This is a genomic window from Streptomyces lincolnensis (assembly GCF_001685355.1).
Taxonomy (GTDB): domain Bacteria; phylum Actinomycetota; class Actinomycetes; order Streptomycetales; family Streptomycetaceae; genus Streptomyces; species Streptomyces lincolnensis.
In genome coordinates, this window is the sequence record NZ_CP016438.1 from 9,502,297 (window position 1) to 9,526,647 (window position 24,351).

Below are 24,351 nucleotides of genomic sequence, written 5' to 3' on the forward strand. Positions count from 1 at the left end.
GGAGTCTTGCGAACAGCGGGGAGGTTTCTTCGGTGTCAAGGAACTTGACGTTCCAGATTCTTGGTGTGGTCGAGGCACGGATCGGCGCTGATTTCGTCCGGCTCAGCGGGAAACAGCGGTCTCTTCTGGCCGTGCTGTTGCTGCAGGCCAACTGTACGGTGACCAACACGCGCCTCATGGACGCCGTGTGGGGCAGACCGCTGCCTGTGGCCCCGGAGACCCGGGTGCGCACCCTCGTCTCCGAACTGCGGCGAGCACTGTCCCGTCACGGGTTCGACGGGATCCAGACCAAACCCTCGGGATACGTGATCCGCGTCGAGGACGGCCAACTCGACCTGAGCGTCTTCCTCGCCAAGGTTCGGCAGGCGCGGGAGGAAGTGAGCAACGGGGCTCCGGGCGCCGCCCTCCACGCGTACGACGAGGCCCTGGCGCTGTGGCACGGTACCGCCCTCACCGGGGCGAGCGGTCCCTTCGTCGACGCCGAAACGGCACGTATGGAAGAAGTCCGGATGACCGTCATGGAAGAACGCTTCGGCGCTCTGCTCCAACTCGGGCGCCCCGCCGAGGTGGTGACCGACCTGAGCCGACTCGTCCTCCTCCACCCGTTGCGCGAGGGCCTGCATGCCCAGCTCATGACCGCCCTCTACCGCTGTGGACGCCGCAGCGAGGCGCTGGATCTGTACCGCTCGCTGCGCAGCCGGCTGGTGCGGGAACTGGGCATGGAGCCCCTCACCGAACTGCGCGACCTGCAACAGCACATGCTCAGCAGCGAACCGGTCCCGAACCCGGCACTGCACGACCAGCTCACCGGTCCGGTACACGCGCGGCGGCGCTGAAGGGGGAGAGGACGAAACAGCGCTGTGTTGACGAGCCTGTTGCACACCCATGTCCGCCGACGCCTCCCTTCGCTCGCTCTGATCCTGGCGTTCCAGCTGATCCAGACCACGGCCGCCCTATCGCTGCCGACCCTCAACGCCGACCTGCTCGACCGGGGTGTGGTGCCCGGCGACATCGGCCACGTCCTGCGCACCGGGGCCTGGATGGCCGCTGCCACCGTGCTGCAGCTGGCGGCTTCCGTCGGCGCCGCCTGGCTCGGCGCCCGTGCCGCCCTGGACATCGGCCGGGAGCTGCGCGCGGCCGTCTTCGGCCGGGCCCTGGCCGGTGCCGCGCACGAGGTGGGCCGCATCGGGGTGTCCTCCCTCGTCATGCGCACCACCAGCGACGTCCAGCAGGTGCAGATGTTCTGCCTCACCATGTGCACGGTCATGGTCACGGCACCCCTGATGTGCCTCGGCGGGATCGTGATGGCGTTGCGGCAGGACGTGGCGTTGTCCGGGGTCGTCGCGGTGGTGGCACCGCTGCTGGCACTGGCGGTGGGGTGGGCCGTGCGCCGGACCCGGCCGCTCTTCCGGGACCTGCAGCACCGCCTCGACGTCACCCACCGCCTCCTGCGCGAGCAGATCACCGGCGTGCGGGTGATCCGGGCCTTCGTCCGGGAGGACCACGAGCGCGCGAGATTCGACCGGGCCAACACCGGCCTGCTGGACGCGGCGCTGCGGACCGGACGTCTTATGGCGGTCCTGCTGCCCGTGGTCCTGCTCGTCGTCAACGCCTCCACGGTCGTCGTGGTCTGGGCCGGCGGACACCGCATAGCCGACGGCACCCTGCGGGTCGGCGCCCTGACCGCCTTCCTCACCTACCTCGCCCAGATCCTGGCCTCGGTGATGGCGGCGGGCTCCCTGTTCGTCCTGCTGCCCCGCGCCGAGGTCAGTGCGGAGCGGATCCGGGAGGTACTGGACCTGACACCAGGTCCGTCCCCGACCGCCGCACCCGGCGCACGGCTCCCGCGGATGGCACCGCGAGGGCCGGTTCCCCCTGCCGCGTCGGACCGCATACCCCCGTCCGGCGCCGGGCATCGCAAGGCGGGGGACCACCCGCCTACCGGGCGCACGACACAGGCTCTGGAGCTGAGCGGCGTCGAATTCCGCTATCCAGGTGCCGAGGAGTCGGTGCTCCGGGACGTCACGCTCACTGTGCGGCCCGGCGAGCTGGTCGCCGTCACCGGATCCGCCGGGGCCGGTAAATCCACGCTGCTCAACCTGATGGTGCGCACGTTCGACCCGACGTCCGGCGCCGTCCGGCTCGGCGGCACGGACATCCGCGCGCTCGGCCGGGCCGAGTTGGCGGGCGCCATCGGCTACGCGCCGCAGCAGCCCCACCTCTTCTCGGGCACCGTCGCCTCGAACCTCCGGTACGCCAAGCCCGACGCCGGCGACGAGGAACTGTGGCGGGCGCTGCGCACGGCATGTGCCGACACCTTCGTGACCGGGCTCCAGGGCGGCCTCGACGCCCCGGTGCTCCAGGGCGGGAACAACTTCTCCGGAGGACAGCGGCAGCGGCTGGTCGTCGCCCGGGCGCTGGTGCACCGGCCCGCCGTCTGCCTCCTCGACGACCCCTTCTCGGCGCTCGACCAGGCCACGGAGGCGCGGCTGCGGACGGCCCTGGCCGGTGAAGCGATGACCGCGGTGGTCGTCACCCAGCGGGTCTCGGCCCTGTGTGCGGCCGACCGCGTCGCGGTGCTCGACGAGGGCCGGCTCATCGGCGTCGGCCCGCACGCCGACCTGCTCGACTCCTGCCCGACGTACCGGGAGATCGTGCTGGCCTCGACGAGCGGGGAGGCCGTCTGATGGCAGTCGGCGGCGACGGTTCCCGCTCCGGGGCGGCGGGGCGGCCGTCTCCCACGTTCCGGCGGACCGCCATCCGCCTGCTCGGCCTGCTCGCGCCGCGGCGACGGCCGGTGCTGCTCGTGCTGGCCCTCGGTGCCGCCTCGGCCGGACTCACCGCGCTCGGACCGAGACTTCTCGGACATGCCACCGACCTCGTCGTCGACGGATCGTCCGGCGCCCAGGCCGACGCCGGTGTCCCGTTCGGGACAGTGGGCCAGATCCTGGGCTGGGCGCTCCTCGTCCATGCCGGTGCCGCGGTCTGCGCGCTGCTGCAGGCCCGGGTCGGCCTCCGAATCATCGGCCACCTCGTCCACGACCTGCGAGCCCGCGTCGAACGCAAGACGGCGCACCTGCCGCTGAGCCACCTCGACGGTCGGCCGCGCGGAGACACCCTCAGCCGGGCCACCCACGACGTCGACAACATCGCGCAATCCCTGCAGCAGACGTTCGGCCAGTTCGTCGGGTCCACGCTGACGGCGGTGGGCGTCGTCGTCGCGATGGCCTGGACATCGCCGTTGCTCACCCTCGTCGTCCTCGTCACGGTACCGCTCTCCGGGACCGTCGTGGCACGCCTGGCCCGGCGCGCTCAGCGGCAGTTCAAGGCTCAGCGCGCCGCCATGGGCGCGCTCACCGCATACGCCGAGGAGACGTACTCGGGACACGCTCTGGTCACCGTCTTCGACCGCCGGGAACAAGCCGAGCGGCGGTTCGCCCGGCACAACGCGGACTTCCACCGGGCCGGCCTGAAGGCCCAGTACGTGTCGGGTCTGATCCCGGTGGCCATGGCCGCGGTCGGGAGCCTCACCTTCGTCGCCGTCGCCGTGGTGGGCGGGCTGCGGGTGGCCGCCGGTGCCCTCACCATCGGCACGGTCCAGGCGTGCGTACAGTACGCCCGGCTGCTGGGTCAGCCGCTCGGCCAGTCCGCCGGCACGGCCAACCTCGTGCAGTCGGCGGTGGCCTCGGCCGAGCGGGTCTTCGAACTGCTCGACGCCGAGGAGGAGCTGCCCGACCCGCGGCCGGCGGCCCAGCCCCGGCAGCCCGTGCGCGGCCACGTGACCTTCGACCGCGTCAGCTTCTCCTACGACCCCGCACGGCCCCTCATCCAGGACCTCTCCCTCACCGCCGAACCGGGCACCACGACCGCACTGGTCGGGCCCACCGGATCGGGCAAGAGCACCCTGGTCGACCTGCTCCTGCGCTTCCACGAGGTGCACGGCGGGCGCATCCTTCTCGACGGGACGGACATCTCGCGAATGCCGCGCGGCGAACTGCGCGGGCACATCTGCACGGTCCCGCAGGACACCTGGCTGTTCACCGGGACCGTCGCCGAGAACATCGCGTACGGCAGCCCGCGCGAGGTCACCCGGGGGCAGGTCGTCGCGGCGGCCCGCGCCGCGTGCCTGGACCGTCTCGTGCGCACCCTGCCGCACGGCTACGACACGCTGATCAGCGAGCAAGCCACACAGCTCAGCGCGGGGGAGAAACAGCTCATCACCATCGCCCGCGCCTTCCTCGCCGACGCCCCCGTGCTGGTCCTGGACGAGGCGACCAGCGCCCTTGACGCGCGCACCGAGGCGCTGGTCCAGGAGGCGATGCGGGAACTGCGCGCGGGACGCACCAGCCTGGTCGTCGCGCACCGCCTCGCCACGGTCCGCGACGCCGACACCGTCCTGGTGATGACGGACGGCCGTATCGTGGAACGGGGCCGGCACGCCGACCTGCTGGCCGCGGGGGGCGCCTATGCGTGCCTGTACGAGGCCGGGTTCAGTTCTTCAGGACACAGCGCACCGGAAAGAGCTTGAGCCCTCCGGAGAACGTCGTCGTCAGCTGTACCGGCGGGCCCGCGACGGTGGCCGACACCAGGCGGGGGAGCAGCGCGGCGAAGAACTCCTCGATCTCCAGCCGGGCCAGCGAGGCCCCGAGGCAGTGGTGTACGCCGTATCCGAAGGCGAGTTGCCGGTTCGACGTCCGGTGCACATCGAACCGGTGGGGGTCGGGGAAGACCGACTCGTCACGGTTCGCGGACGGGTACGACAGCAGTACGGCCTCGCCCGCGCGGATCCGTACCCCGTGGAGGGCGTGATCCACGCGCGCGGTACGCATGATCGCCTTGACCGGGGTGACCCAGCGGATCATCTCCTCGACGGCGTCGGGCAGCCGGGCCGCACCGTCGCGCAGCGCACTCAGCTGGCCGGGGTGCTCGGTCAGGGCCAGCAGCCCGCCGGCGACGGTGACGCTCGCCGTGTCGTGCCCGGCCATGAGGAGGATGACGAACTGTGACAGCACCTCGTGGTCGTCGAGCAGCTGTCCGTCCACCCGTGCGTTGGCGATGACCGAGGCCAAATCGTCCCTGGGGCGCGCGCGCCGGTCCGCCGTCAGCGCCAGGAAGTAGGTGTAGAACTCCCGCATGGTCGCGGTGCGTTGCTCCGGTGCCATGGACCGGCGTGCCGCGGGGGTGAAGCGGCCCACCGTCGCTGCCTCGGAGTCGTCCAGCCCCAGCAGGAGGAGCAGCACGCCGAGCGCGTAGACGTCGGCGACCTCGCCGACGAACTCGCAGACCTCCCCCTGCCGCCCTGCCATCCGGTCCACGGCCCCCCGGGCCAGGTCCCGGATCTGTGGCCGCAACGCGGCGACGGCCTGCGGGGTGAACCTGGACGCGGTGACCGCGCGCATCACGTGGTGCTCGGCACCGTCCAGGTGCGCCAACGGGCGCAGCAGCCCCTTCCGCCCGCCCCCGGTGCCGGATGCGACGGTTCGGGCCGGGGCCAGCATCGGCCGGGGCCCGCTCAGGAAGACGTCACTGCGCCGCTCCACCTCCCGGACATCGGCATGGCGGGTGACGGCCCAGAAGGGGTGGTAGCCGGGGGGCATCACCCAGTGGACCGGGGCCTCGCGACGCAGCAGGTCCAGGGCCCGGTGCAGACGGTCCTCGTCGGCATAAGCGGTCGGGTCGGCGAGGGTCACGCCGGCTTCGGCGACGGACATCGGCACCGGAATTCTCCCCTGAGCGTCGAGAAGCAGCGGCCCGGACTCCTGACGTACGGAATGCGCGGGCCATGACAGGCCACCGTATTATGTCAGGCCGGATGCGCCCCAGAAAGGGCAGCATTTCCTTTCGATACCTCTTTCGTATGTGCCCCGTACCTCGCGTGAAGAGAATGGTGGGGAACGTGCCGTCGGGGATCCGAGAGGGGGCGGAATTCAGTGATCGTGGTCGGCTACAACGGATTCACGCGGAGCGCGGAACTCTTCGCGAAGCTGTACGGAGCGACGGGAGTGGACCGCCACCAGCTGATCGGACACGACGCCTCCGCCGCCCTCGTGGTGGACGGCGAGGTGGTGGCGGCCGTCGAGGAGGAGCGGCTCAGCCGGGCCAAGAAGACCTCCGACTTCCCCGTCCACGCGATCCGCTGGTGTCTGAGGCAGGCCGGAATCGGCCTCGACGACGTCGACGTCTTCGCCTTCCCCTGGCGGTTCGCCCCGGAGGTCGTCGACCGGACGATCCGGGATATCGCGGACGGTGGAATGCCCGTCGTGGCCAAGTTCGACCAGCTCGGCCGGGCCGGGGAGCTCTACACGGGGATGCTCGGCCGGGCCGCCGTGCACGCCGACTTCATGACGCGGATGGACTACCCGCTGGACCCGAACAGCCTCGCCCTGGTCCCGCACCACACGGCGCACCTGATGTGCGGCGCCTACGTGGCTGGCGTCCGCGACGCGGCCTTCCTGGTCAGCGACGGCCGGGCCGAGACCCACTCCGCGGTCATGGGCGAGCTGCGGGGTGGCGTCATGCGCGCCTTCGAACAGGGCTCCGTCGGCATGGACGACTCCCTCGCCATGGCCTACGGAAAAATCACCCGTTACCTGGGTTTCGTCCCCAACAACGACGAATACAAGGTGATGGGACTCGCGGCCTACGCGCCCCCGCCGACCCGCAATCCCCTCCTGGTGAACGCGGTACAACTGAACGAGGACGGCTCCTACCGAATATTCATCCCGGGGGAGAAGAAGGCGTACTATTCCTTCTTCGACGCCCTCTTCGAAGGTGACAGCGAAAAGCGCGAGGATTTCGAATTCCGGGTCAAGGTGGCCGGGCTCGCCCAGCACATGGTCGAGGCCGTGACGGCGCACCAGGTCAGGGTGCTCGGGGCGGCCACGGAGTTCGACACGCTGCTCTTCGAGGGCGGCCTCGCCCTCAACTGCGTCGCCGGCACGAAGATGCTGCAGAGATCGTCCTTCGCGGCGATGGAGGTCGGCTTCGGCGCCAGCGATCCGGGCGTGTCCATCGGCGCGGCGGTGCATGTGGCGGGCCTGCCGGAGCGTCCCGCGGCCACCCGCACCCCCTATCTCGGTCCCGCGTACGACGAAGCGGAGATGCTTTCCGCTCTGGCGGAGCACGAGGACGACGTCGAATGGGCCGAGCTGGACGCGGCGCAGCTGACCGCCCGGACAGTCGAACTGCTGACCGGAAAGAAGGTTGTGGCCTGGTTCCAGGGGCGCACGGAATACGGGCCCCGCGCGCTGGGCAACCGCAGCATCCTCGCCGACCCGCGGTTCCCCGACATCAAGGACGTCATCAACCTCAGGGTCAAGCACCGCGAGCCGTTCCGGCCCTTCGCTCCCGTCGTTCTCGCGTCCGAGGCCCCGCGCCTCTTCGACCTGGGCAAGAAGACCGTGTCCCCGTACATGACCTTCGTCTTCCCCGTACGGGCCGAGTACCGGGACCGTATCCCCGGCGCCTGCCACGTGGACGGCACCGCTCGCATCCAGACCGTCGACGGCGCCGCCAACCCCGAACTCTCGGCCCTATTGCACGCCTTCTCTGCGAGCACCGGCGTGCCGTGTCTGCTCAACACGTCGTTCAACGTCGCCGGGGAGCCGATCGTCTGTTCTCCGCGGGACGCCCTGCGGTGCTTCCTGAAGACGGAGATCGACCAGCTGGTCATGGGCCGCTTCATGGTCGCAAAGAGGAGCGGCCGGGATGCCTGAACACCGCGATCCCTGGACCACGTTCGCCGGCTCCCGGCCCGGCCCGCGCCTGAGCAACGCGGCCGGCGAGACCACCTGGTTCAACTGGACCCAGTATCCCGATCACGGGCCGGGCCCCGAACTCCTGGGTGAGCCCCGCACCGTGATCGACCTTGGCTGCGGCAGCGGACGCGACACCACGCACCTGGCGGTCCGCGGCGCCCGCGTGGACTTCTCCCCCGTCCTGATCGGCGAGGCCGTGAGCGCTGGGGCGGCGTACCGGGAGTGCGCTTTGTGGAGCTGGGTGCGGTGGACTTCCTGGCGGAGACCGACGAGCGCTTCGACGCCGATGAGCGCGGGCCTTGTCTCCTCGTTGGTACGGACCCGCATTGTCTACGCCCTCGCTGACGGCCTGCTCCTGCTCGCCCTGGTGGCTCCATTGCAGGGCCGAATCCGCCCATATGCCGGCATCCGATGCCGAGCGCGGCGTGACGGCGCCTTCCGCCGCGGTCCTACCCGCAGACTGATCCGCCGCCCCAAGGCCGCGGATCACGGCAGCCCTGACACCACAGACTCACCTGTGGCTCTGAAAGGCGCTGCGTGTACCACAGCACATCCCGCACCAATCTCTATCAATCAACCCACGAACAAGGGGAGTTTGGCATGACGACTCTGGAAATGCGTCTGCAGATCCTGAACGAGGAACTGGCGAAGGCCGAGCCGAGCGCGATCCACCAGGGCATGGCGGTCACGGGCGGGGACATCTTGTCCGACGACAACCTGCCGGGCCTGTGGCAGATCCCGCCGGCCGCCTGCTGACGCAGCCGTACACCCGGGGGGTGCCGGAGCAGAGCTCCGGCACCCCCCGGGGACCCACCACACACCCCGAGCCCACGGAGTCATGCGTGACGACCGCACCTGTCGAGACAACCATCGACGCCAGCGTCTTGAGGGGCGTTGACACTCTGTTCGACGGCTACGCCCAGCTCACCCCCACCGACACCCTGCTGGTCATCTACACCCCGGACTGCCGGGAACAAGCGTCTCTTCTCATTCTCGCCGCCCGTGACCGAGGGGTGGCCGCCACGGCGCTCGGCATGGCCCCCATCGAGGACCCCGGCTTCCGCGAGCGCCTCAAGACCGCCCTGCCCTCCCGTGACAGCCTGACCGGCCGCCTGGTCATCATCACCATCGAACGCGACACCATGTCGCACGCCCCGATCCTGCGCCACGAGATCGACGTCTACAGCGACCAGGTCCTGCCAATCCGCATCATCAACGGCAGCTGGGACTTCTTCCGCCTCGCCCTTGGCCCCACCCCCGCGGAACTCAGCGCCATCAACGCCGGCTTGCTCCACCGCTTCCTCGCCGCCCAGCACCTCGCGGTTACCACCAGTTCCGGCAGCGAACTCGAAATCACCCTGGACAACGACCGTTACCGCTGGTTGAGCAACCGCGGCGTCTGGCGACCCGGCCACTTCGTCATCCTTCCCGCCGGCGAGGTTGCCACCTACCCGGCCTCGGTCACCGGCCGCCTCGTGGCCGACGGAGCATTCAACGTCAACAAGGCCGTCCAACTCGATGCACGCCTGGGGGAGAACCCGCTCACCGTCGACCTCAAGGACAGCAACGTCGTCTCCTACTCTTGCGCGGACGAGAAGATCGCCAAGCTCTTCGAACGCTGCATCCAGGTCGACCACGGAAACCACGTCGGTGAACTCGGTTTCGGCACGAACACCGGCATCGACGACTTCGTCGGCATGAATTCCCACATCAACGAGCGTCATCCCGGCATCCACCTCGGATTCGGTCAGCACGGCCAGCTCCTCGACGTCGTGGACTACTACACCGACATCCATATGGACCTCATCACCACTGACGTCACCATTCACATCGACGGCGACTCCATCCCCCTCACGTCCCGCGCGCTGGCGCCCAGCACCCTTCCGCACCCCACCAACGTCAGCGACGAGGACATCGACAGCAACTGCTGCGGTGCCCGGACCCCCCAGTTGTGAGCTGCGCCCCAGCCGCTACGCCATCCACTGCGACAGCCGCCAACTGAGCGTTGGTCCTGTCTCCGTTGACTTGGTGTCGTTTCCGGAGCCCTGCAGCGCTGGGGTTGTAGGGCCTGCCGGGTCAGTCGACCCGCACGTGACACCTGGGAGCCGTTTCGTTCCGATTGCTCCTGTCTGCTCCTAACGCGCCCCCGAGCACCGCCTTTTGTCCGCTGACGGGGCCGGCCATGGGGGGCTGCTTCGCAAACACGCCCCCGCGACCCCTATCCCGGCGACATGTCGGACGCGCGCTGGGAACTCGAGCCCGTCCTGACGGCTTGACGGGATCAGTGCCGCGCACGGGCGCTGCACATCGGTCGGCCTCCCGAGCGCGACCTGAGCCGCATCATGGACGCCATCCGGCCTGCTGCGACGCCTGGTCCGCGAAGCCGAGGGCAGGGGCGCGGAGCCGTCGGCCTGCGTGCTGGACTCCCGAACCATCACCCCTCAACCATCGTCCGCCGCGCAGACTAGATGATTGATGTGCTTTTTCAGGCTGCACGGTCCGATGCCCGTGGCCGTGTGGGTGTCGTCCATGGCGAGGAGCCGCGCGTACTGCCAGGTCAGTTCGTCCAGGTGGAAGCGGCCCGCTCCGTCGACATGCACCAGGTGCTCCGCGAAGAGGAGGTCGAGCAGGTCCGACACCCGTGCCCGGGGCAGACCCGTCAGCCGCTCCAACGCCGACCGGTCGGCCACCGGGGCGGACAACAATCCGAGGGCGCGGAAGAACACCTGTGCCTCGTGCTCGAGTCGGCGAACGGACAGGGCGAGTGAGGACCCCACCGACGATCCCCGGTCACCGGTGATCGCCAGACATCCCAGGCGGTTGTCGGTCCGCAGCGCCTGGGCATGGTCCGCGATCCGGCACCGGGGGTGCATCACCATGTTGGCCGCCGCGATGCGCAGCGCGAGCGGGGAATGCCCGCACAGCGCGGCGAGCTCCGCCGTGGCCCGGGGCTCCGCCTCGGTACGGTCGGCACCGACGACGTGCCGGAGCAACTGGTGAGCGTCGTCGGGCGGCAGCGGGCCGAGTTGAATCATCCCCACGTCAGCTGTCACCAGTAGGTTGCTGAGCCGGTTGCGGCTCGTGACCAGGGCGAGGGAACCGGGAGCAGGGGGCAATAGGGCCAGCGCCTGCTGCGCGGAGACAGCGTTGTCGAGGACGAGCAGACTCGGACTGCCTGCCAGCTCGCTGTGGTAGAGCGATGTCAACTCGGCCATACCGTGGGGTATACGTTCGGGGGGTATCCCGCGCCGGGTCAGCAGGGTGCGCAGGACCTCGGCCGGGGAGAGGACGGGGCGGGCCGAGTAACCCTGCAGGTCGACGATCTCCAGCCCGCCCGGGTAGCGGCCCTGATGTCGGTGGGCCCACTCCAGGGCGAGTGCCGTCTTGCCATGGCCGGCGGCGCCCACGATCGCGACCGCGGAGACGGAGTGCCGTGCGCCTTGCGACAGTTCCAGGATCCGGTGCAGTTCGGCTTCCCGGCCGGTGAACCCCGCGGCCGAGGGCGGGACGAACGGCACGGGCGGTGCCGCGCCGGCTGTCGTCCGGTGTGCGCTCCGCTCCGCTGACACGGTGACCGTCTCCCGCCACCGGGCACCGAACAGACCGCGCGGCCATTCCTCCGGCATCCCGTCTGCCAGCAGGATCATCTCCTGCGCGCGCCGCAGGTCGGGACCGGGGTCCAGCCCGAGATCGGCGGCCAGCCGGGCTCTGGTCTCCTCGTAGACACTCAGCGCCTCGCTCCGCTGCCCGGAGCGGTACAGCACCCCCATGCGTAACAGGGCGATGCGCTCATGGTGCGGGTGTTCCTGCACCAGCTGGGCCAGTTCCTCCAGCAGGCTGCTGTGCTGACCGAGCGCCAGCCTTGCCTCCGCCCGCAGAGTGACCGCCGACAGATAGACGTCGTTCAGCCCGCTCCCCAGACGGTCCATCAGCTCCTGCGGCCCGTCGCCACCCAGGACGGGGCCCTGCCACTCGCCGAGGGCGCGGTCGAGGAGTGCGGTGCATTCCGCTGCGCTGGAAGCGAGGTCCGCACGGCGGGCGAGAGATCGGAAACGGTGGACATCGACGCGTTGGGGATCACCGTGCAGCGCGTATCCGGCACCCTCGGATGCAATGATGGGTTCCTGGCTGTCAGCGACGATCCCTTGGAATAGTCCGCGCAGGCGTGAAACGTGTGCGTGCAGACTGGCCCGGGCGCTGGTCGGCACCACTTCACCGGTCCACAGCAGTTCGATTAGCCGACGCGCCGGGAAGGCGTGTCCCATGTCGAGGAGGAGCAGCCCGAGCAGCAATCGCTCCCGCCGCCGACCGATCTTGACTGGTACACCATCTATGCGGGCGTCTATCCGCCCCAGCAGTTTGAAGTCTCCCCCGCCATGCTCCATGCGGCGATCATCGCCCCGTCGAGTAAGCGTTCGCAAGGGCGGCATATGCGCGCTGGGTAATTTTGATCCGAAACTTTGAGGGTTCTATTCGAGGACGTAACGGATGTGCGGGCCACAGAAGTCGTTGCGGAGGATGTGCGGCTGACTCCGGCGGCGGAAGAACCTGCGGATTTCGAAGGCGCGTCGGGCCTGGTCGCGGGCCCGTATGTGCATCGGAAGGCTGCGTTTGAGGGGGGGGAGCTGACCAGTTTTTCGGGGTTCGGCTCAGGCAAGTGCGACGGCAGGACGACAGCTCGACGCGGTCGCGGCGATCGGCGAGCCGGGCACGGGTCGTGCGGGCCCGGCGCGCGGAGTGACCGTCCGGGACGAGACACGCTTTGCGGGTGAAATGGCCCGCGAGCCGGTCCGGGAAGCGAGGGTGTCCCGCCGAGTGCAACACCGTTGCGTTACTGACCTTTCCGTTAGTTGTCGCGTTGGGCGAGAGGCCTGTTTCGGCAAGGCAACCCTCGACGAGGTCGGTGCGTCGTTGGATCCGGCGCAGGCCGTTGCGCACGGCTTGGACAAGGTGGTCGCGGTCGCGAAAGACGACGTTGGCGGTGGTGTCGCACCGGAGCAACGACCAGACGCCCTCGACCGGATTGAGGTCGGGTGCATAGCTGGGCATCTGGACGATGGTGAGCCAGTCATGGTCCGCCGCGTACTCACGCAAATCGACTTCAGCGATGAACGTTCAAGATGCCCCTATGTTGCGTCAAGTGACAGTAGTTGCGGCGATAAAGGCAGTCATCGGTTGGATCTGCCGGTAGATCTCGCGGGCCACGTAGCGTTTGAGGCATCGGATGATCTCGCGTTTCGACATGCCCTGCTTCGTGCGTCGTTCGAGGTAGGTGCGCGTGCGGGTGTCACGGCGTAGGCGTGTCACGACGATGCGGTAGAGGGCGGCGTCGGCCTGACGGTTGCCGCCGCGGTTCGGCCGTCGCCGCCGGGTCTTTCCAGAGGGCTGCTCGACGGGGCTGACGCCGCACAGAGCAGCGAAGGCAGCCTCGTTGGCCAGCCTCTCCGGGTTGTCACCGGCGGCGATCAGCAGGGCAGCGGCACTGTCGGGCCCGATGCCGACGATGTCCAGGAGTCGCGGACGATGGGTGCGGACGTCTCGGCTGACCCTGCGGGTGAGTTCCTCCACCTCGTCGGTCAGCTGCTGGACGCGGCGGGCCAGCAGCCGGAGCGTGAGCTTTGACGGCCGACTCCTTCGTCGGTCTCAGCACGCGCATGTCGGCGGCCGGGCCCTCGCTCGTCTTGGGTGTGACGGCCGCACTTCACGACAAGACCGCGCGGGCGGCGGCATCCGCGTCGACGGCATCGGTCTTGCCGCGCTTGCGGCCCGTGGCGCGATCGGGCTGGTTGACCTCGACGACCTGGATGTTCTCCCGGCCCAGGAACCGTGCCAGAGCAGCTCCGTATGAACCGGTGCACTCCACTCCCGCACGATGCAGGAGGCCGAAGGAGGGGCCCCAGGCCAGGAGTTGACGGCAGCCGGCGGCGGTCGCCGGGAACTCCTGATGGGCCAGGAGCGCGCCGAGCCCGTCGACCAGCGGCTCCAGCATGCCCACGGTTGTCGCCGCTCGGATCAGACCCGGCGACGCGGGTGGCGGACACGGCGGAGACCTGCTCGGGGGTCAGGCCGAGCAGACCGGCCGGCAGGGACATCGTGGTCGTCCGAGTGTTCTCGGCGAACAGGGCAGTGCAGTCGCGGCCGGGGCCGATCAGGGCGAGGTCGCCGGGAATCAGGTGCGCCTCCCGCCCGCCCTGACGCAGGGTCGTGGTCCCGGCGAGGGCCACGGCCACGGTCACTGGCGCGGCCGCGCGGCCACGCACGGGCCGGGAACGCAATGACGAGGTCCCCAAGGCCGAATGTGTGACCCGGAGCCGGTCGAGCTCGCCGACCGTGATCCGGCCGCGCACCGTCTGCACACGGACGTCCTGGTGTTGCGCGCCCGATCCCTGAAGGCCGACAGCGGCCGGAGCGACGAGGCGATCGCCGGGGAAGCGGACGAGCGTGCGTAGGGCAGTCGTTCGGCCGTGCCTGAGGGGTCCTTCTCAGCCGGCGACGGGACCGATGGCCCCTCTCCGCCGTCCGCTTCCCGGCGCAGGCTGGGACGTGTACCGCTTCACCAGGCGAAAGACGGTTGGCCATGCATCCCAACGACGGTTTCCGCGAGCTCGACCGGCAGGAGTGCCTGCACCGACTGGCCAGGGCACCTCTTGGCCGTATCGTCTACACCCGCCAGGCCCTGCCCGCCGTACTGCCGGTGAACTTCAGTCTGGACGACGACGGCGCGGTGCTGCTGCGGACCGCGGCGGACTCGGAGCTCACGCGAGCGATCGACGGCGTGGTCGTCGCCTTCGAGACGGACGAGGTCGACACCGGCACGCACTCCGGTTGGAGCGTCGTCGTCACCGGCATGGCCACCGTCGTGACCGATCCGTCGGAGCACTCCCGGCTGTGCAGGGTGGGACCGCGTTCCTGGGCGCCCTCGCCCAGGGAAGTGTTCGTGCGCGTCCAGCCCGAACTGGTCACCGGCCGCGAACTCATGGGCGGACGCACGATGTACGGGACGGACCTCTCCGCCTGAGCGTCGGCCACGGGCCGACTGATGAGCGGCATCGCCCTGCGGCGCACAGGTCCGACGCGGCGTCCACGGCACTGGGCCGGATACCGGTCACCAGATGGGCGTAGCCCGTGACGACCGGCGAGGAAATGCCGGGCATCGTCCGAGGGCCGTGGCCGTTCGGTCCCGACTGGACGAATCAGGGCCGACCGGCCCTGGCCTTCCGGCCCTGGAGCGAGAAGGATCTAGAGGGAGAGGCCCGTCCGTCCACGAGCGGACACCGGCGCGGAACGCGGAAACGAGGAGCATCTGATGACGGTCGGCGAGCGGCCCGGTCCTGGCGATCCGATCCGGGTCTTCCTGCTGGACGACCATGAGGTGGTGCGGCGCGGGGTGCGGGATCTGTTGGACGACGAGCCGGACATCACGGTCGTCGGTGAGGCGGGCACGGTGGAGCAGGCGCTGGTGCGGGTCCCGGCCCTGCGTCCGCAGGTGGCGGTGCTCGACGTGCGGCTGCCGGACGGTGACGGGGTGAGCGTGTGCCGGGAACTGCGCTCCCGCATGCCCGACCTGACCTGTCTGATGCTGACGTCGTTCGACGACGAGGAGGCGCTGCTCGATTCGATCATGGCGGGCGCCTCCGGCTATGTGTTGAAGCAGATTCAGGGCTCGGACCTGGTGTCGGCCGTCCGCACGGTGGCCGCCGGCCAGTCACTGCTCGATCCGAGTGCCACCGCCCGGGTGATGGCCCGCCTGCGTCAAGGGCCGGAGGTGGCGGAGGAGCCCGGGGCGCTGCCGGGGCTGACCGATCGGGAGCGGGAGATCCTGGCGCTGATCGGTGAGGGGCTGACCAACCGCCAGATCGGCCAGCGGCTCTATCTCGCCGAGAAGACGGTGAAGAACCACATCTCCCGCCTGCTGGCCAAGCTCGGCGTGGAGCGCCGTATCCAGGCCGCCGTCATCGCCACCCAGGCGCAGGACCGCCTCAAGCACGAAGGACACTGAGCTTTTCCGCAGGGGCCGAACGTCCCGCGTCTCGTCCCCGTGCGGCCCCTGTCCCGCCCGGCGCACCGGCCGCAGGCTGACAGCGAACCCGGACACCGCCGGGTACTGATCGGGAGGACGAGGGACATGAGTGTGCGTGTGGGCATCAACGGTTTCGGCCGCATCGGGCGCAACTACCTGCGCCTGGTACTGGAACGTGCGGAGAGCGCCGCGGGCACACCGGTCGAGGTCGTGGCGGTCAACGACATCACCTCGCCGGCGGCCCTTGCCCATCTGCTGGCGTACGACTCGACGTACGGCCGCATCGGGCGCCCCGTGGAGCACGACGACGACTCGATCACCGTCGACGGACACCGTATCGCCGTGACCGCCGAACGCGACCCGGCCGCGCTGGCCTGGGGTGACCTCGGAGTGGATGTCGTCATCGAGTCCACCGGCCGTTTCCGTACCCGTGAGCAGGCGGGCGCGCACCTGAAGGCGGGGGCGCGCAAGGTGTTGCTGTCCGTGCCCGGCAAGGACGTCGACGCCACTGTCGTGATGGGCGTCAACGAGGGTACGTACGACCCGGACCGCGACCACGTGGTGTCCAACGCGTCCTGCACCACCAACTGCGTGGCGCCGATGGTGAAGGTCCTCGACGAGAACTTCGGCCTCGTCAAGGGCCTGATGACCACCATTCACGGTTACACCAACGACCAGGTGGTCCTGGACGGCCCGCACAAGGACCTGCGCCGTGGCCGCAGCGCCGCCGTGAACATGATCCCCACCTCCACCGGAGCCGCCCGCGCGGTCGGCCTGGTGCTGCCGCATCTGGCCGGGACCCTGGACGGGATCGCCGTACGCGTTCCGGTCGAGGACGGCTCGCTGACCGACCTGAGCGTGGTGCTGGAGCGTGCGGTGACCGCCGACGAGGTCGACACCGCCTTCCGGGAAGCCGCCGACGGCCCGTTGAAGGGCATCCTGCGGGTGTCCGACGCCCCGATCGTCTCCCGCGACATCGTCGGCGACCCCGCCTCCTGCGTCTTCGACGCCCCGCTCACCCAGGTACACGGGAACCTGGTGAAAGTCTTCGGCTGGTACGACAACGAATGGGGCTACACCAACCGGCTGCTCGACCTCACCGAATACGTCGCAGCCCGGCTGCCCCGGGCATGACCGGCCGTCGTAGGTTCCGGACCGACCTGCTGGGTTGATCTCGTACCACCCCTTCCCGCGGACCGATAGCGTGGCACGTGACGGCAAGGACGGCCGGCAGTGCGGCGAACGCGACCTGGAGGAACCGGTGGGAAGCGCTCAGGAGCCACAGCAGGCTCGCGTGCGGTTGCCGCAGCTGAGGCTCGACGAGCTGCTGGAGGAGCTTCAGGCCCGCCTGGACGCGGCTCGGGGCACGCGGGACCGGGTGCACAGCCTCCTGGAGGCCGTGCTCTCGGTCGGGCGTGAACTCGATCTCGAGCAGGCCCTGCGGAGCATCGTGCAGGCCGCGGCGGTGCTGGTCGACGCGGAGTACGCCGCCCTCGGCGTGATCGGGCCGGACGGCAAGAGGCTGTCGGAGTTCCTCACCGTCGGTGTCAACGACGAACAGATCGCTCAGATCGGACACTATCCGGAGGGCCACGGCATCCTGGGCGAGCTGATCCGCCGGCCCGAGCCGCTGCGGCTGACGAAGATCTCCGAGCACCCCGCCTCATACGGCTTCCCGGCCCAGCACCCGCCGATGAACACCTTCCTCGGTGTCCCGATCCGGGTCCGTGACCAGGTCTTCGGCAATCTGTACCTCACCGAGAAGCAGGGCGGGGCGCAGTTCGACGAGGACGACGAGTCGGTGCTGTCCACCCTGGCCGTCGCGGCCGGTGTGGCCATCGACAACGCGCGCCTGTACGAGGAGTCCCGGCTGCGTGAGCGCTGGCTGCAGGCCAGTGCCGAGATCACGCACAGCCTGCTGTCCGGCAGCGACCGTGCCGAGGTCCTCGGACTGATCGCCGAGCGGGCCCGGGAGATCACCTCGGCCGTGCTCGCCGTGGTCGCGGTACCGATGGAGGACAGCGGCGCGCTCACGGTGGAGCTGGCCATCGGGGAGGGGGCCGAGAACCAGCGTGGGCTGGTGCTGTCCGCCGACGACAGCCTGGCCGGCCGGGCCTTCTCCCGGGTGGCTCCCGTCACCAGCGGCGACATCTCGCGGGACGAGCCGGGCCCGGCGGGCCTGTCGGTCGTTCCCGGCCTCGGCCCGGCCGTGGCCGTTCCCATCGGCAGCGGTGACGGTGTGCGGGGTGTCGCCCTGCTGGTGCGCGAGGCGGGACAGACGGTGTTTTCCGAGAAGGAGGCGGAGCCGCTTCTGGCGTTCGCCGCCCAGGCCGCGGTCGCCATGGAGCTGGCGGAGCACCGCCGGGACGCCGAGCAGATCGCCGTCCTCCAGGACCGTGACCGGATCGCCCGCGACCTGCACGACCTCGCCATCCAACGGCTCTTCGCCACCGGGATGACCCTGCAGAGCGCGGGCCGTTTCATCGAGCACCCCGAAGCCTCGGGACGCGTGGCGCGGGCCGTCGACGACCTCGACGAGACCATCAAGATCATCAGGTCGACGATCTTCGGCCTGCGCTCGCGCGACGACGCTCCCGGGTCCGGTCTGCGGGCCCGCGTGGTGCGCGCCGTCGGCGACGCGGCGCCGGTGCTGGGCTTCGCGCCCAGCGTGCGGATGGAAGGCCTGCTGGACACCCAGGTGCCGAAGGACATCGCCGACGACGTCATGGCGGTTCTCGCCGAAGCGCTGACCAACATCGCCCGCCACGCCCGCGCGGGTCGCGTCGACGTGCTCCTGGAGACCGGCGACGGTGAGGTCCGCCTGACGATCTCCGACAACGGCGTGGGCATCCCGCCCGAAGGCCGGCGCAGTGGCCTGCGCAACATGACGGAACGGGCCGAGAGGTCGGGCGGAACACTGGAGTGGGCCTGCCCGCCCGGCGCCGGCACCACGCTCGTGTGGCGGGTACCCGTGACCGACGGATAGCCGTGCCGGCCGGGCTGGGCTGTGACGGCATCGACAACGCCGACGGCATCACAGATTGAGCGTGAACCAGGTCGTCTTTCCCTCGTCGGTGGGCCGGACTCCCCAACTGTCGGCGAGGGTGCGGACGAGGAGCAGGCCACGCCCGGACTCCTCGTCCTGCGCCGCCAGCCGGGGCTGGGGGAGGTGCGGGCTGCGGTCGCTGACCTCGACGGTGAGTTCCGTGCTGGTACGGCTCAGGTGCAGGCCGATGGGCCCCTCCGCGTGCTGGACCGCGTTGGTGAGGATCTCGGAGAGCAGCAGGGGAGCCTCCTCCGCCGGGGGAACGCACTGCCAGGCGGTGAGGGCCTTGGTGAGGAAGGCGCGCCCCTCCGGGACGGAGGAGGGGAGGGCGGGCAGGTTGGTGGTGACCGCGGCGAGCGGGGCGGCCGGAAGCTGGGCCAGGAGCAGGGTGACGTCGTCGTCGTGGCTGTCGGCGTCGGGCAGCAGGCTGGTCAGTACGTGCTCGGCGGCGCTCTCCAGGCAGACGGCTCCGACGAAGAACTTGTCGAGGACGGCGGTGAGTTCCCCGAGGCGCTCCTCGATGTCGCTGCCGGGCGTCTCGATCAGTCCGTCGGTGTACAGCACGAGGGCGGCACCGGGGGCTATCTCCGTACAGGACTGCTCGTAGAGGATGCCGCCGACGCCGAGCGGGGCGTTCACGGGTGTGTCGAGGGCGCGTACGCCGGAGTCCGGGTGGGCGACCAGGATGGGCAGGTGACCGGCCGAACAGACGGTCGCGGTCCCGCTGTCCGGGGCGATGACCAGATAGCAGCAGGTGACGAGCTGGTCGGGGACGTCGAGGTCGGCGACACAGGTGTCCAGGGCCTGCATCAACTGGCGGGGCTGCATGCCGGTCTTGGCCAGGGCGTGCGCGGCGGAGCGCAACTGGCCCATGACGGCCGCGGCTTCCAGCCCACGGCCCATCACGTCGCCGATCAGGACCCCCACCCGACCGGCGCCCAGGAGGATCAGGTCGAACCAGTCGCCGCCCACGCCGGCGCCCTGGGTGGCGGGCCGGTAGCGGCTGGCCGTTGCCAGGCCGGGGATGGCGGGCGGGGTGCCCATGAGGCTGCGCTGGAGGGTGAGGGCGATGTGACGTTGTTGCTCGTAGAGGGTTTTGAGCTCGGCCTCCGCCCGTTTGCGGTCGCTGATGTCCCGGACGATCGCGCACGCGCCGACGACCGTACCGGCGGAGTCCCGGGTCGGCCACAGGGTGACGTCGACGTCCAGGAGTTCGTCCGTGCTGGTGACACGCAGCGTCTCGAAGTGCTCGACCCGCTCGCCCTGACGCAGCCGCTCCAGAAGCGCGGTGATCTCCCCTCGCCGCTCCGGCAGGGCCAGAACGGACACGTGCCGGCCGATGACCTCCTGGGCCTTGTAGCCGTACAGGCTCTGCGCGGCCGCGTTCCAGTAGGTGATGTATCCATCGAGGGTCTTGGCGAGGATCGCGTCCTGGGACGACTCGACGAGGGCGGCGAGTTCGTTGATCCGGGCCTCGGCGGCTTTGCGGTCGCTGACGTCTCGGACCGCGGCCGAGACCAGGAGTCCGTTCGCTGTCTCGAGCGGACTGAGGCTGATCTCGACCGGGAACTCGGTGCCGTTCTTGCGAAGGCCGTGCAGGTCGAGTCCGGCGCCCATCGGACGGACCTGGCGGTTGGCGGCGTACCCGTCACGGTGCCGGGTGTGGTGGGCGTGGAAACGATGAGGAATCAGCAACTCGACCGGACGGCCCAGCAGATCCTCACGGCTGTAGCCGAAGAGGGCCTCTGTCTGGGCGTTGACCAGCCTGATCGTTCCGGTGCCGTCGACGATGACCATGGCGTCCGGAGCCGCCTCCAGCAGACCCCGGAACCGGTCCTCGTCCGCCGTGGGTTCACTTGACTGGATCTTTGTGCCGCAGCGGCATGGTCCGCGGTCCGTGCCGTCGGCCGATACCGGTTCAAGAAACGAGTCCATGTGTGCCCCAGCCCGCCGCGGGTGATGATTCGGGCTATTTGACTGTGTCAGGGCGGTGTTCCGGACGCTAAGTCGCCTAGTGCCCGCAGATAGGACGAACCTGTTCGCCGCTGACCGGATCGCTCCCTTCATCGGATGAGAGCCCAACGGGGTCCAGGACGGGGCCGTTCGGCCCATGCACGTGGCGGGCCCGTGACGGACGCTGAAGACGGACACCGTACGCGTCGGCCGACGCATGAGGAGGCGCCGCGATGACCGTGACGACACCGCCCCGATCGAGCGCCACTCTCGCCGCCGAGCGTCGGGACAGGCTGATGGCCAGCGCGTGCGAGGCGATCCTCCCGCAGGGGAGCCGTCCTCCCGACAAGGGCGGACGACCGATCACTTCTCGCGCGACGGCGGTGTGCCCGGTCCACGCGTGAGAGTTCGACGCGGCAGCCGTACGAGCGATGTGCCGGACCGATCGGGCGATGGGGAAGGCGGTCGCCCTCCGGGGCGGCGGAGTGCTCGCCCACCGGCTGCACGCGACTCGCACCCGGCTGCTCGACCTCAACGCCCCCTGCGGCAGCGGACCACAGGGATGGGCGTGCTCGCTCGTCCCCTCGCCGACAACTGAGCAGTATCGGAGGACACCATGCACGGCACCCCGCACATCGTGAGCGATGTGATGACCCGCACCGTCGTCGCCCTCGGCCGCGAGGCCACGTTCAAGGAGATCGTGAGGACCATGCAGCAGTGGAAGGTCAGCGCCCTTCCTGTCGTGGAGGCGGAGAGCCGGGTCGTCGGCGTCGTCTCGGAGGCCGACCTGCTGCCCAAGGAGGAGTTCCGCGACAGCGACCCCGACCGCCACACCCAGCTTCGGCGTCTGTCCGACCTGGCCAAGGCCGGGGCGGTGACCGCCGAGGAGCTGATGACCGCTCCCGCCGTCACCGTTCGCGCGAACGCCACCCTCGCGCAGGCGGCGCGGGCGATGGCCCATCGGAAGATCAAACGACTGCCGGTGGTCGACGACCAGGGTGTGTTGCTGGGTATCGTCAGCCGATCCGATCTGCTCAAGGTGTTCCTGCGCGCAGACGAGGAGATCGCCGAGGAGATCCGTCGCGAGGTCGTCGCCTATCTCTTCCCCGCACCGATCGAGCCGATCCGGGTGGCGGTGCACGACGGCGTGGTCACGCTCACCGGCCGTATCCGGGACACGACGCTCGTTCCCGTCGCCGCACGCCTGGTCCGGGCCGTCGAGGGGGTGGTGGACGTCGAGTGCGCGCTCATGGGTCCGCGCCGGCGACCGGACCTCGACCCGGACCTTCCGGACGGGACGGGAACGCCGCGGCCCACCGGAGCCTCGAACGCCTCGTGATGGGCGTCCGCAGGCGCAACGACCCGGCGCCCATGGGCTGTTGAACTGCCGCGAGCAGGGTGAAGGAGGTGCCGCCCGATGACGAAGGGCCGTGCCGCGCAAGGGACGAAGCTGCGGTTCTGGCGGTGGCGACGCAACCCGCTCCGGCGGCGCAGTGACGTGACGGAGGCCTGGATCGTCCTCGCCGTCTGGGCGTTCACCCTGCTCGGCGGTTCGGTCGCCGGCCAGATCGCGGCGATGCCGCTGGAACGCGCCCTTGACGCACGGCGAGCCGAGATCCGGCCCATGTCGGCCGTGGTGACACAGGACGCGCCAGGGACCCCCGCCTCGGTGAGATTCGGGGGCACCGGCGACACGGTGTGGGTGGGGGTGCGCTGGACCACGGCCGACGGGGCGACGCAGGTGGGCCGGACGAAGGCCGAACCGGGCACCGCCGAGGGCGATCGGGTCACCGTGTGGACCGACCGCACGGGAGCGCTCGCCTCCGAAGCAGCGAACAGCCGTACCGGAACCGTGAACCTGCCTGGCGCATCTTGATCATCGTCGCCCGTGCTGCTGCTTGGTGGCCGCCGAGTCCTGCCAAGGGGCGCCACAGGCCCCGCCGGCCTGCTGCCCCACGGTGGGTCACGTCATCGGTTCGTCACGCTCCGGGCTGACGACGGTGCATGGTCTCCAGAGCGGCGGCCAGAACGTGGGGATCGTGATGGCCCTTGTGGACCGCGGGGGGCCGCCTGTCCAGGTTCAAGAGCTGCGCCACCGCCGTCCAGGCGGTGCGGACCGAGTACTCGACGGTGAAGACGACGTCGTCGGGCACCTCGGCGAACTGCCCGATGAAGGCGAGGTTGACCGACCCCTCGGGTACGACGCCGGGCCGGTCGTCCCGGCGGCGGGCCAGGAACTGGCTGGTGATGTACGGCATCAGGCAGGGCATCACCGTGGAGGTCTCACGGACCCGCGCCGCCACCGCCTCGTCGAACGGCAGGTGGTGCAGGACCTCTTCGAGGATTTCCCGGCCGGAGCACATCGTCATCGGTTTGGGTGTGATGTCGCCCGCGCGGCCGGGGAACAACGCGTAACCCCACCAGACCGAGACGTCCTCGGGCTGGTCGCGGTACACGGGCTGGCGGGGCGCGACGACGGTGAGCAGCCAGTTGGAGTCGGTGAAGGTCATCAGGCCGCCCTTGCCGGTTGGGCGGCCGCCGAATTCCGCCAGCGCGTCGAGGAAGGCGGGATCCTTGGCGGTGACCGTGAAGGACTCCCAGCGGGACTCCTTGACGTGCTTGTCGAAGGCGTCCGGGTTGCCGAAGTCGTTCCGCCCGCATGCGAGCCGATGCCAGAGCAGCCAGGCGTCCGAGCGGTGGTGGGGCGGGCGCGGTGCGGCGGTGTGCGAGCCGAGACTGGAGGCGTCGGTCATGGAGCCGTTGGTGACCAGGACCAGGTCGTCGGGGGCCACGGCGATCTTCTCGTCCCGTCCGTTCCGGGAGACGTGGATGGTCTCGACCGTGGTGCGCCGGCGCCCGGGTGCGAGCTCGAGGTCGGTGACATGGCAGCCGGTGTGGACGGTGACACCGCGCTCGCGGAGCCAGGCCATCAGGGGCCGCACGATGGAGTCGTACTGGTTGTAGCGGGTGCCGTAGATGCCCGACATGGAGGCGAACTCGGGGAGGAGATGGATGAAGCGCCGGAGGTAGCGGCGGAACTCGATGGCGCTGTGCCAGGGCTGGAAGGCGAAGGTGGTGCACCACAGGAACCAGAAGTTCGTGGTGAAGAAGTGCTCGCCGAAGCAGTCGGTGATCCGCTTGCCGTCCAGGTGTCCCTCGGGAGTGGCCAGGCAGCGGACCAGCTCCAGCCGGTCGCGCTCGGAGAACCCCATTGAGCGGGTGTCGACGATCTTCCCGTCTCCGTCGACCAGGCGTGCGACGTCGTCCCAGGCGAAGTCCTTGTGACCGGCGAGGATCTCCTGCGTCACCGACACGGAGGGATCGTCGAGGGATGGAACGCCGGACAGGAGGTCGTACGTGCAACGGTATTCGGCCTCGAACATGCGGCCGCCGCGCATGGTGTAGCCGCCATTCGCCGTCCCGCCCGCGTCCAGGCTGCCGCCGATGGTCCGCTGCTCCTCGAAGAGTTGGATGTCCGAGCCGTCGAAACCGGCCTCGCGGATCAGGAACGTGGCCGCGGCCAGCGCCGCGATGCCGCTGCCCACCAGATACGCCTTCGCCATCACGCAACTCCT

General features: G+C 69.9%; 19 protein-coding genes and 3 pseudogenes. 14 read left to right on the forward strand and 8 right to left on the reverse strand.

The window, feature by feature from the left end; genetic code table 11:
• Positions 1–32 precede the first annotated feature (32 nt).
• From SLINC_RS41955 to SLINC_RS41965, 3 genes are read left to right on the forward strand one after another with little or no spacing between them, the layout of a single operon-like run.
• Entirely contained in the window at positions 33–836 is an 804-nt protein-coding gene (locus SLINC_RS41955; protein WP_152039053.1) for an AfsR/SARP family transcriptional regulator, read from the forward strand.
• 24 nt (positions 837–860) lie between these two features.
• Positions 861–2,687, forward strand: coding sequence for an ABC transporter ATP-binding protein (locus SLINC_RS41960; RefSeq protein WP_067443660.1), 1,827 nt, complete (start codon positions 861–863; stop codon positions 2,685–2,687).
• Positions 2,687–4,528 (forward strand): ABC transporter ATP-binding protein, encoded by a 1,842-nt coding sequence (locus tag SLINC_RS41965; protein ID WP_067443661.1) that lies wholly within the window; start codon positions 2,687–2,689, stop codon positions 4,526–4,528. Before SLINC_RS41960 ends, SLINC_RS41965 begins: the two co-directional genes overlap by 1 nt.
• Here the strand turns inward: SLINC_RS41965 and SLINC_RS41970 are convergent.
• Positions 4,491–5,711, reverse strand: coding sequence for a cytochrome P450 (locus SLINC_RS41970; protein ID WP_067446375.1), 1,221 nt, complete (start codon positions 5,709–5,711; stop codon positions 4,491–4,493). The genes SLINC_RS41965 and SLINC_RS41970 overlap by 38 nt on opposite strands.
• Before the next feature lie 219 nt (positions 5,712–5,930).
• Between SLINC_RS41970 and SLINC_RS41975 the strand changes: the two genes are divergently transcribed.
• The 4 genes and pseudogenes from SLINC_RS41975 to SLINC_RS49725 all read left to right on the forward strand — a co-directional run.
• The gene (locus tag SLINC_RS41975) at positions 5,931–7,715 is read left to right on the forward strand and encodes a carbamoyltransferase family protein (RefSeq protein WP_067443662.1); all 1,785 of its coding nucleotides are present in this window, start codon (positions 5,931–5,933) and stop codon (positions 7,713–7,715) included.
• Between the two features lie 642 nt (positions 7,716–8,357).
• On the forward strand, positions 8,358–8,513 hold the full coding sequence (locus SLINC_RS48270) for a hypothetical protein (protein ID WP_159425402.1): 156 nt from the start codon (positions 8,358–8,360) through the stop codon (positions 8,511–8,513).
• An 86-nt stretch (positions 8,514–8,599) separates the two neighbouring features.
• On the forward strand, positions 8,600–9,712 hold the full coding sequence (locus SLINC_RS41985) for a CgnE/CgnB domain-containing protein (RefSeq protein ID WP_067443664.1): 1,113 nt from the start codon (positions 8,600–8,602) through the stop codon (positions 9,710–9,712).
• Positions 9,713–9,988: 276 nt separating this feature from the next.
• A pseudogene (locus SLINC_RS49725) lies at positions 9,989–10,193 on the forward strand (IS5 family transposase); the annotation flags it as partial.
• A gap of 5 nt (positions 10,194–10,198) precedes the next feature.
• On the opposite strand, the gene SLINC_RS41990 reads toward SLINC_RS49725, so the two are convergent.
• From SLINC_RS41990 to SLINC_RS50550, 5 genes and pseudogenes are all read right to left on the reverse strand, one after another.
• Positions 10,199–12,142 (reverse strand): AfsR/SARP family transcriptional regulator, encoded by a 1,944-nt coding sequence (locus SLINC_RS41990; protein ID WP_159425403.1) that lies wholly within the window; start codon positions 12,140–12,142, stop codon positions 10,199–10,201.
• A gap of 478 nt (positions 12,143–12,620) precedes the next feature.
• Positions 12,621–12,851, reverse strand: a pseudogene (locus SLINC_RS49730) (transposase); the annotation flags it as partial.
• A gap of 42 nt (positions 12,852–12,893) precedes the next feature.
• Entirely contained in the window at positions 12,894–13,325 is a 432-nt protein-coding gene (locus SLINC_RS49735; RefSeq protein ID WP_067443668.1) for a transposase, read from the reverse strand.
• Positions 13,326–13,458: 133 nt separating this feature from the next.
• Positions 13,459–13,746, reverse strand: coding sequence for an IS110 family transposase (locus SLINC_RS49740; RefSeq protein WP_225988465.1), 288 nt, complete (start codon positions 13,744–13,746; stop codon positions 13,459–13,461).
• Positions 13,747–13,822: 76 nt separating this feature from the next.
• Positions 13,823–14,113, reverse strand: a pseudogene (locus SLINC_RS50550) (AraC-like ligand-binding domain-containing protein); the annotation flags it as partial.
• Between SLINC_RS50550 and SLINC_RS48280 the strand changes: the two are divergent.
• The 5 genes from SLINC_RS48280 (at position 14,054) to SLINC_RS42030 (ending at position 18,763) form a co-directional block, all read left to right on the forward strand.
• Positions 14,054–14,206 carry a hypothetical protein gene (locus SLINC_RS48280; protein ID WP_159425404.1) on the forward strand — a complete coding sequence of 51 codons (153 nt, stop codon included), beginning with the start codon at positions 14,054–14,056 and terminating at the stop codon, positions 14,204–14,206. The pseudogene SLINC_RS50550 and the gene SLINC_RS48280 overlap by 60 nt on opposite strands.
• Positions 14,207–14,334: 128 nt before the next feature.
• Positions 14,335–14,775 carry a pyridoxamine 5'-phosphate oxidase family protein gene (locus SLINC_RS42015; RefSeq protein ID WP_067443670.1) on the forward strand — a complete coding sequence of 147 codons (441 nt, stop codon included), beginning with the start codon at positions 14,335–14,337 and terminating at the stop codon, positions 14,773–14,775.
• 288 nt (positions 14,776–15,063) lie between these two features.
• A complete protein-coding gene (locus tag SLINC_RS42020) occupies positions 15,064–15,756 on the forward strand; it encodes a response regulator (RefSeq protein ID WP_067443671.1) in 693 nt (230 codons plus the stop codon).
• Positions 15,757–15,882: 126 nt separating this feature from the next.
• Complete coding sequence (gene gap / locus SLINC_RS42025; RefSeq protein WP_067443672.1) at positions 15,883–16,911, forward strand: type I glyceraldehyde-3-phosphate dehydrogenase; 1,029 nt, start codon at positions 15,883–15,885, stop codon at positions 16,909–16,911.
• A 127-nt stretch (positions 16,912–17,038) separates the two neighbouring features.
• Entirely contained in the window at positions 17,039–18,763 is a 1,725-nt protein-coding gene (locus SLINC_RS42030; RefSeq protein WP_067446378.1) for a sensor histidine kinase, read from the forward strand.
• A 48-nt stretch (positions 18,764–18,811) separates the two neighbouring features.
• Here the strand turns inward: SLINC_RS42030 and SLINC_RS47695 are convergent, their stop codons facing one another.
• The gene (locus tag SLINC_RS47695; RefSeq protein ID WP_107406753.1) at positions 18,812–20,758 is read right to left on the reverse strand and encodes a PAS domain S-box protein; all 1,947 of its coding nucleotides are present in this window, start codon (positions 20,756–20,758) and stop codon (positions 18,812–18,814) included.
• 634 nt (positions 20,759–21,392) lie between these two features.
• On the opposite strand from SLINC_RS47695, the gene SLINC_RS42040 reads away from it, so the two are divergent.
• Positions 21,393–22,115, forward strand: coding sequence for a CBS domain-containing protein (locus SLINC_RS42040; protein WP_067443673.1), 723 nt, complete (start codon positions 21,393–21,395; stop codon positions 22,113–22,115).
• A gap of 78 nt (positions 22,116–22,193) precedes the next feature.
• Positions 22,194–22,652, forward strand: a complete 459-nt coding sequence (locus SLINC_RS42045; RefSeq protein ID WP_067443674.1) for an Rv1733c family protein — start codon at positions 22,194–22,196, stop codon at positions 22,650–22,652.
• A 103-nt stretch (positions 22,653–22,755) separates the two neighbouring features.
• Here SLINC_RS42045 and SLINC_RS42050 read toward each other — a convergent pair whose 3' ends face one another.
• Positions 22,756–24,339 (reverse strand): oleate hydratase, encoded by a 1,584-nt coding sequence (locus SLINC_RS42050; protein ID WP_067443675.1) that lies wholly within the window; start codon positions 24,337–24,339, stop codon positions 22,756–22,758.
• Between the last annotated feature and the right edge of the window lie 12 nt (positions 24,340–24,351).

Bases quoted from the DNA above. Each gene is read 5' to 3' on its own strand.
- SLINC_RS41965 (WP_067443661.1), top strand. From the start codon at position 2,687: ATGGCAGTCGGCGGCGACGGTTCCCGCTCCGGGGCGGCGGGGCGGCCG.
- SLINC_RS41970 (WP_067446375.1), bottom strand. From the start codon at position 5,711: ATGTCCGTCGCCGAAGCCGGCGTGACCCTCGCCGACCCGACCGCTTAT.
- SLINC_RS48270 (WP_159425402.1), top strand. From the start codon at position 8,358: ATGACGACTCTGGAAATGCGTCTGCAGATCCTGAACGAGGAACTGGCG.
- SLINC_RS41990 (WP_159425403.1), bottom strand. From the start codon at position 12,142: ATGGAGCATGGCGGGGGAGACTTCAAACTGCTGGGGCGGATAGACGCC.
- SLINC_RS49740 (WP_225988465.1), bottom strand. From the start codon at position 13,746: ATGCTGGAGCCGCTGGTCGACGGGCTCGGCGCGCTCCTGGCCCATCAG.
- SLINC_RS48280 (WP_159425404.1), top strand. From the start codon at position 14,054: ATGTGTGACCCGGAGCCGGTCGAGCTCGCCGACCGTGATCCGGCCGCG.
- SLINC_RS42015 (WP_067443670.1), top strand. From the start codon at position 14,335: ATGCATCCCAACGACGGTTTCCGCGAGCTCGACCGGCAGGAGTGCCTG.
- SLINC_RS42020 (WP_067443671.1), top strand. From the start codon at position 15,064: ATGACGGTCGGCGAGCGGCCCGGTCCTGGCGATCCGATCCGGGTCTTC.
- gap (WP_067443672.1), top strand. From the start codon at position 15,883: ATGAGTGTGCGTGTGGGCATCAACGGTTTCGGCCGCATCGGGCGCAAC.
- SLINC_RS47695 (WP_107406753.1), bottom strand. From the start codon at position 20,758: ATGGACTCGTTTCTTGAACCGGTATCGGCCGACGGCACGGACCGCGGA.
- SLINC_RS42040 (WP_067443673.1), top strand. From the start codon at position 21,393: ATGCACGGCACCCCGCACATCGTGAGCGATGTGATGACCCGCACCGTC.
- SLINC_RS42045 (WP_067443674.1), top strand. From the start codon at position 22,194: ATGACGAAGGGCCGTGCCGCGCAAGGGACGAAGCTGCGGTTCTGGCGG.
- SLINC_RS42050 (WP_067443675.1), bottom strand. From the start codon at position 24,339: ATGGCGAAGGCGTATCTGGTGGGCAGCGGCATCGCGGCGCTGGCCGCG.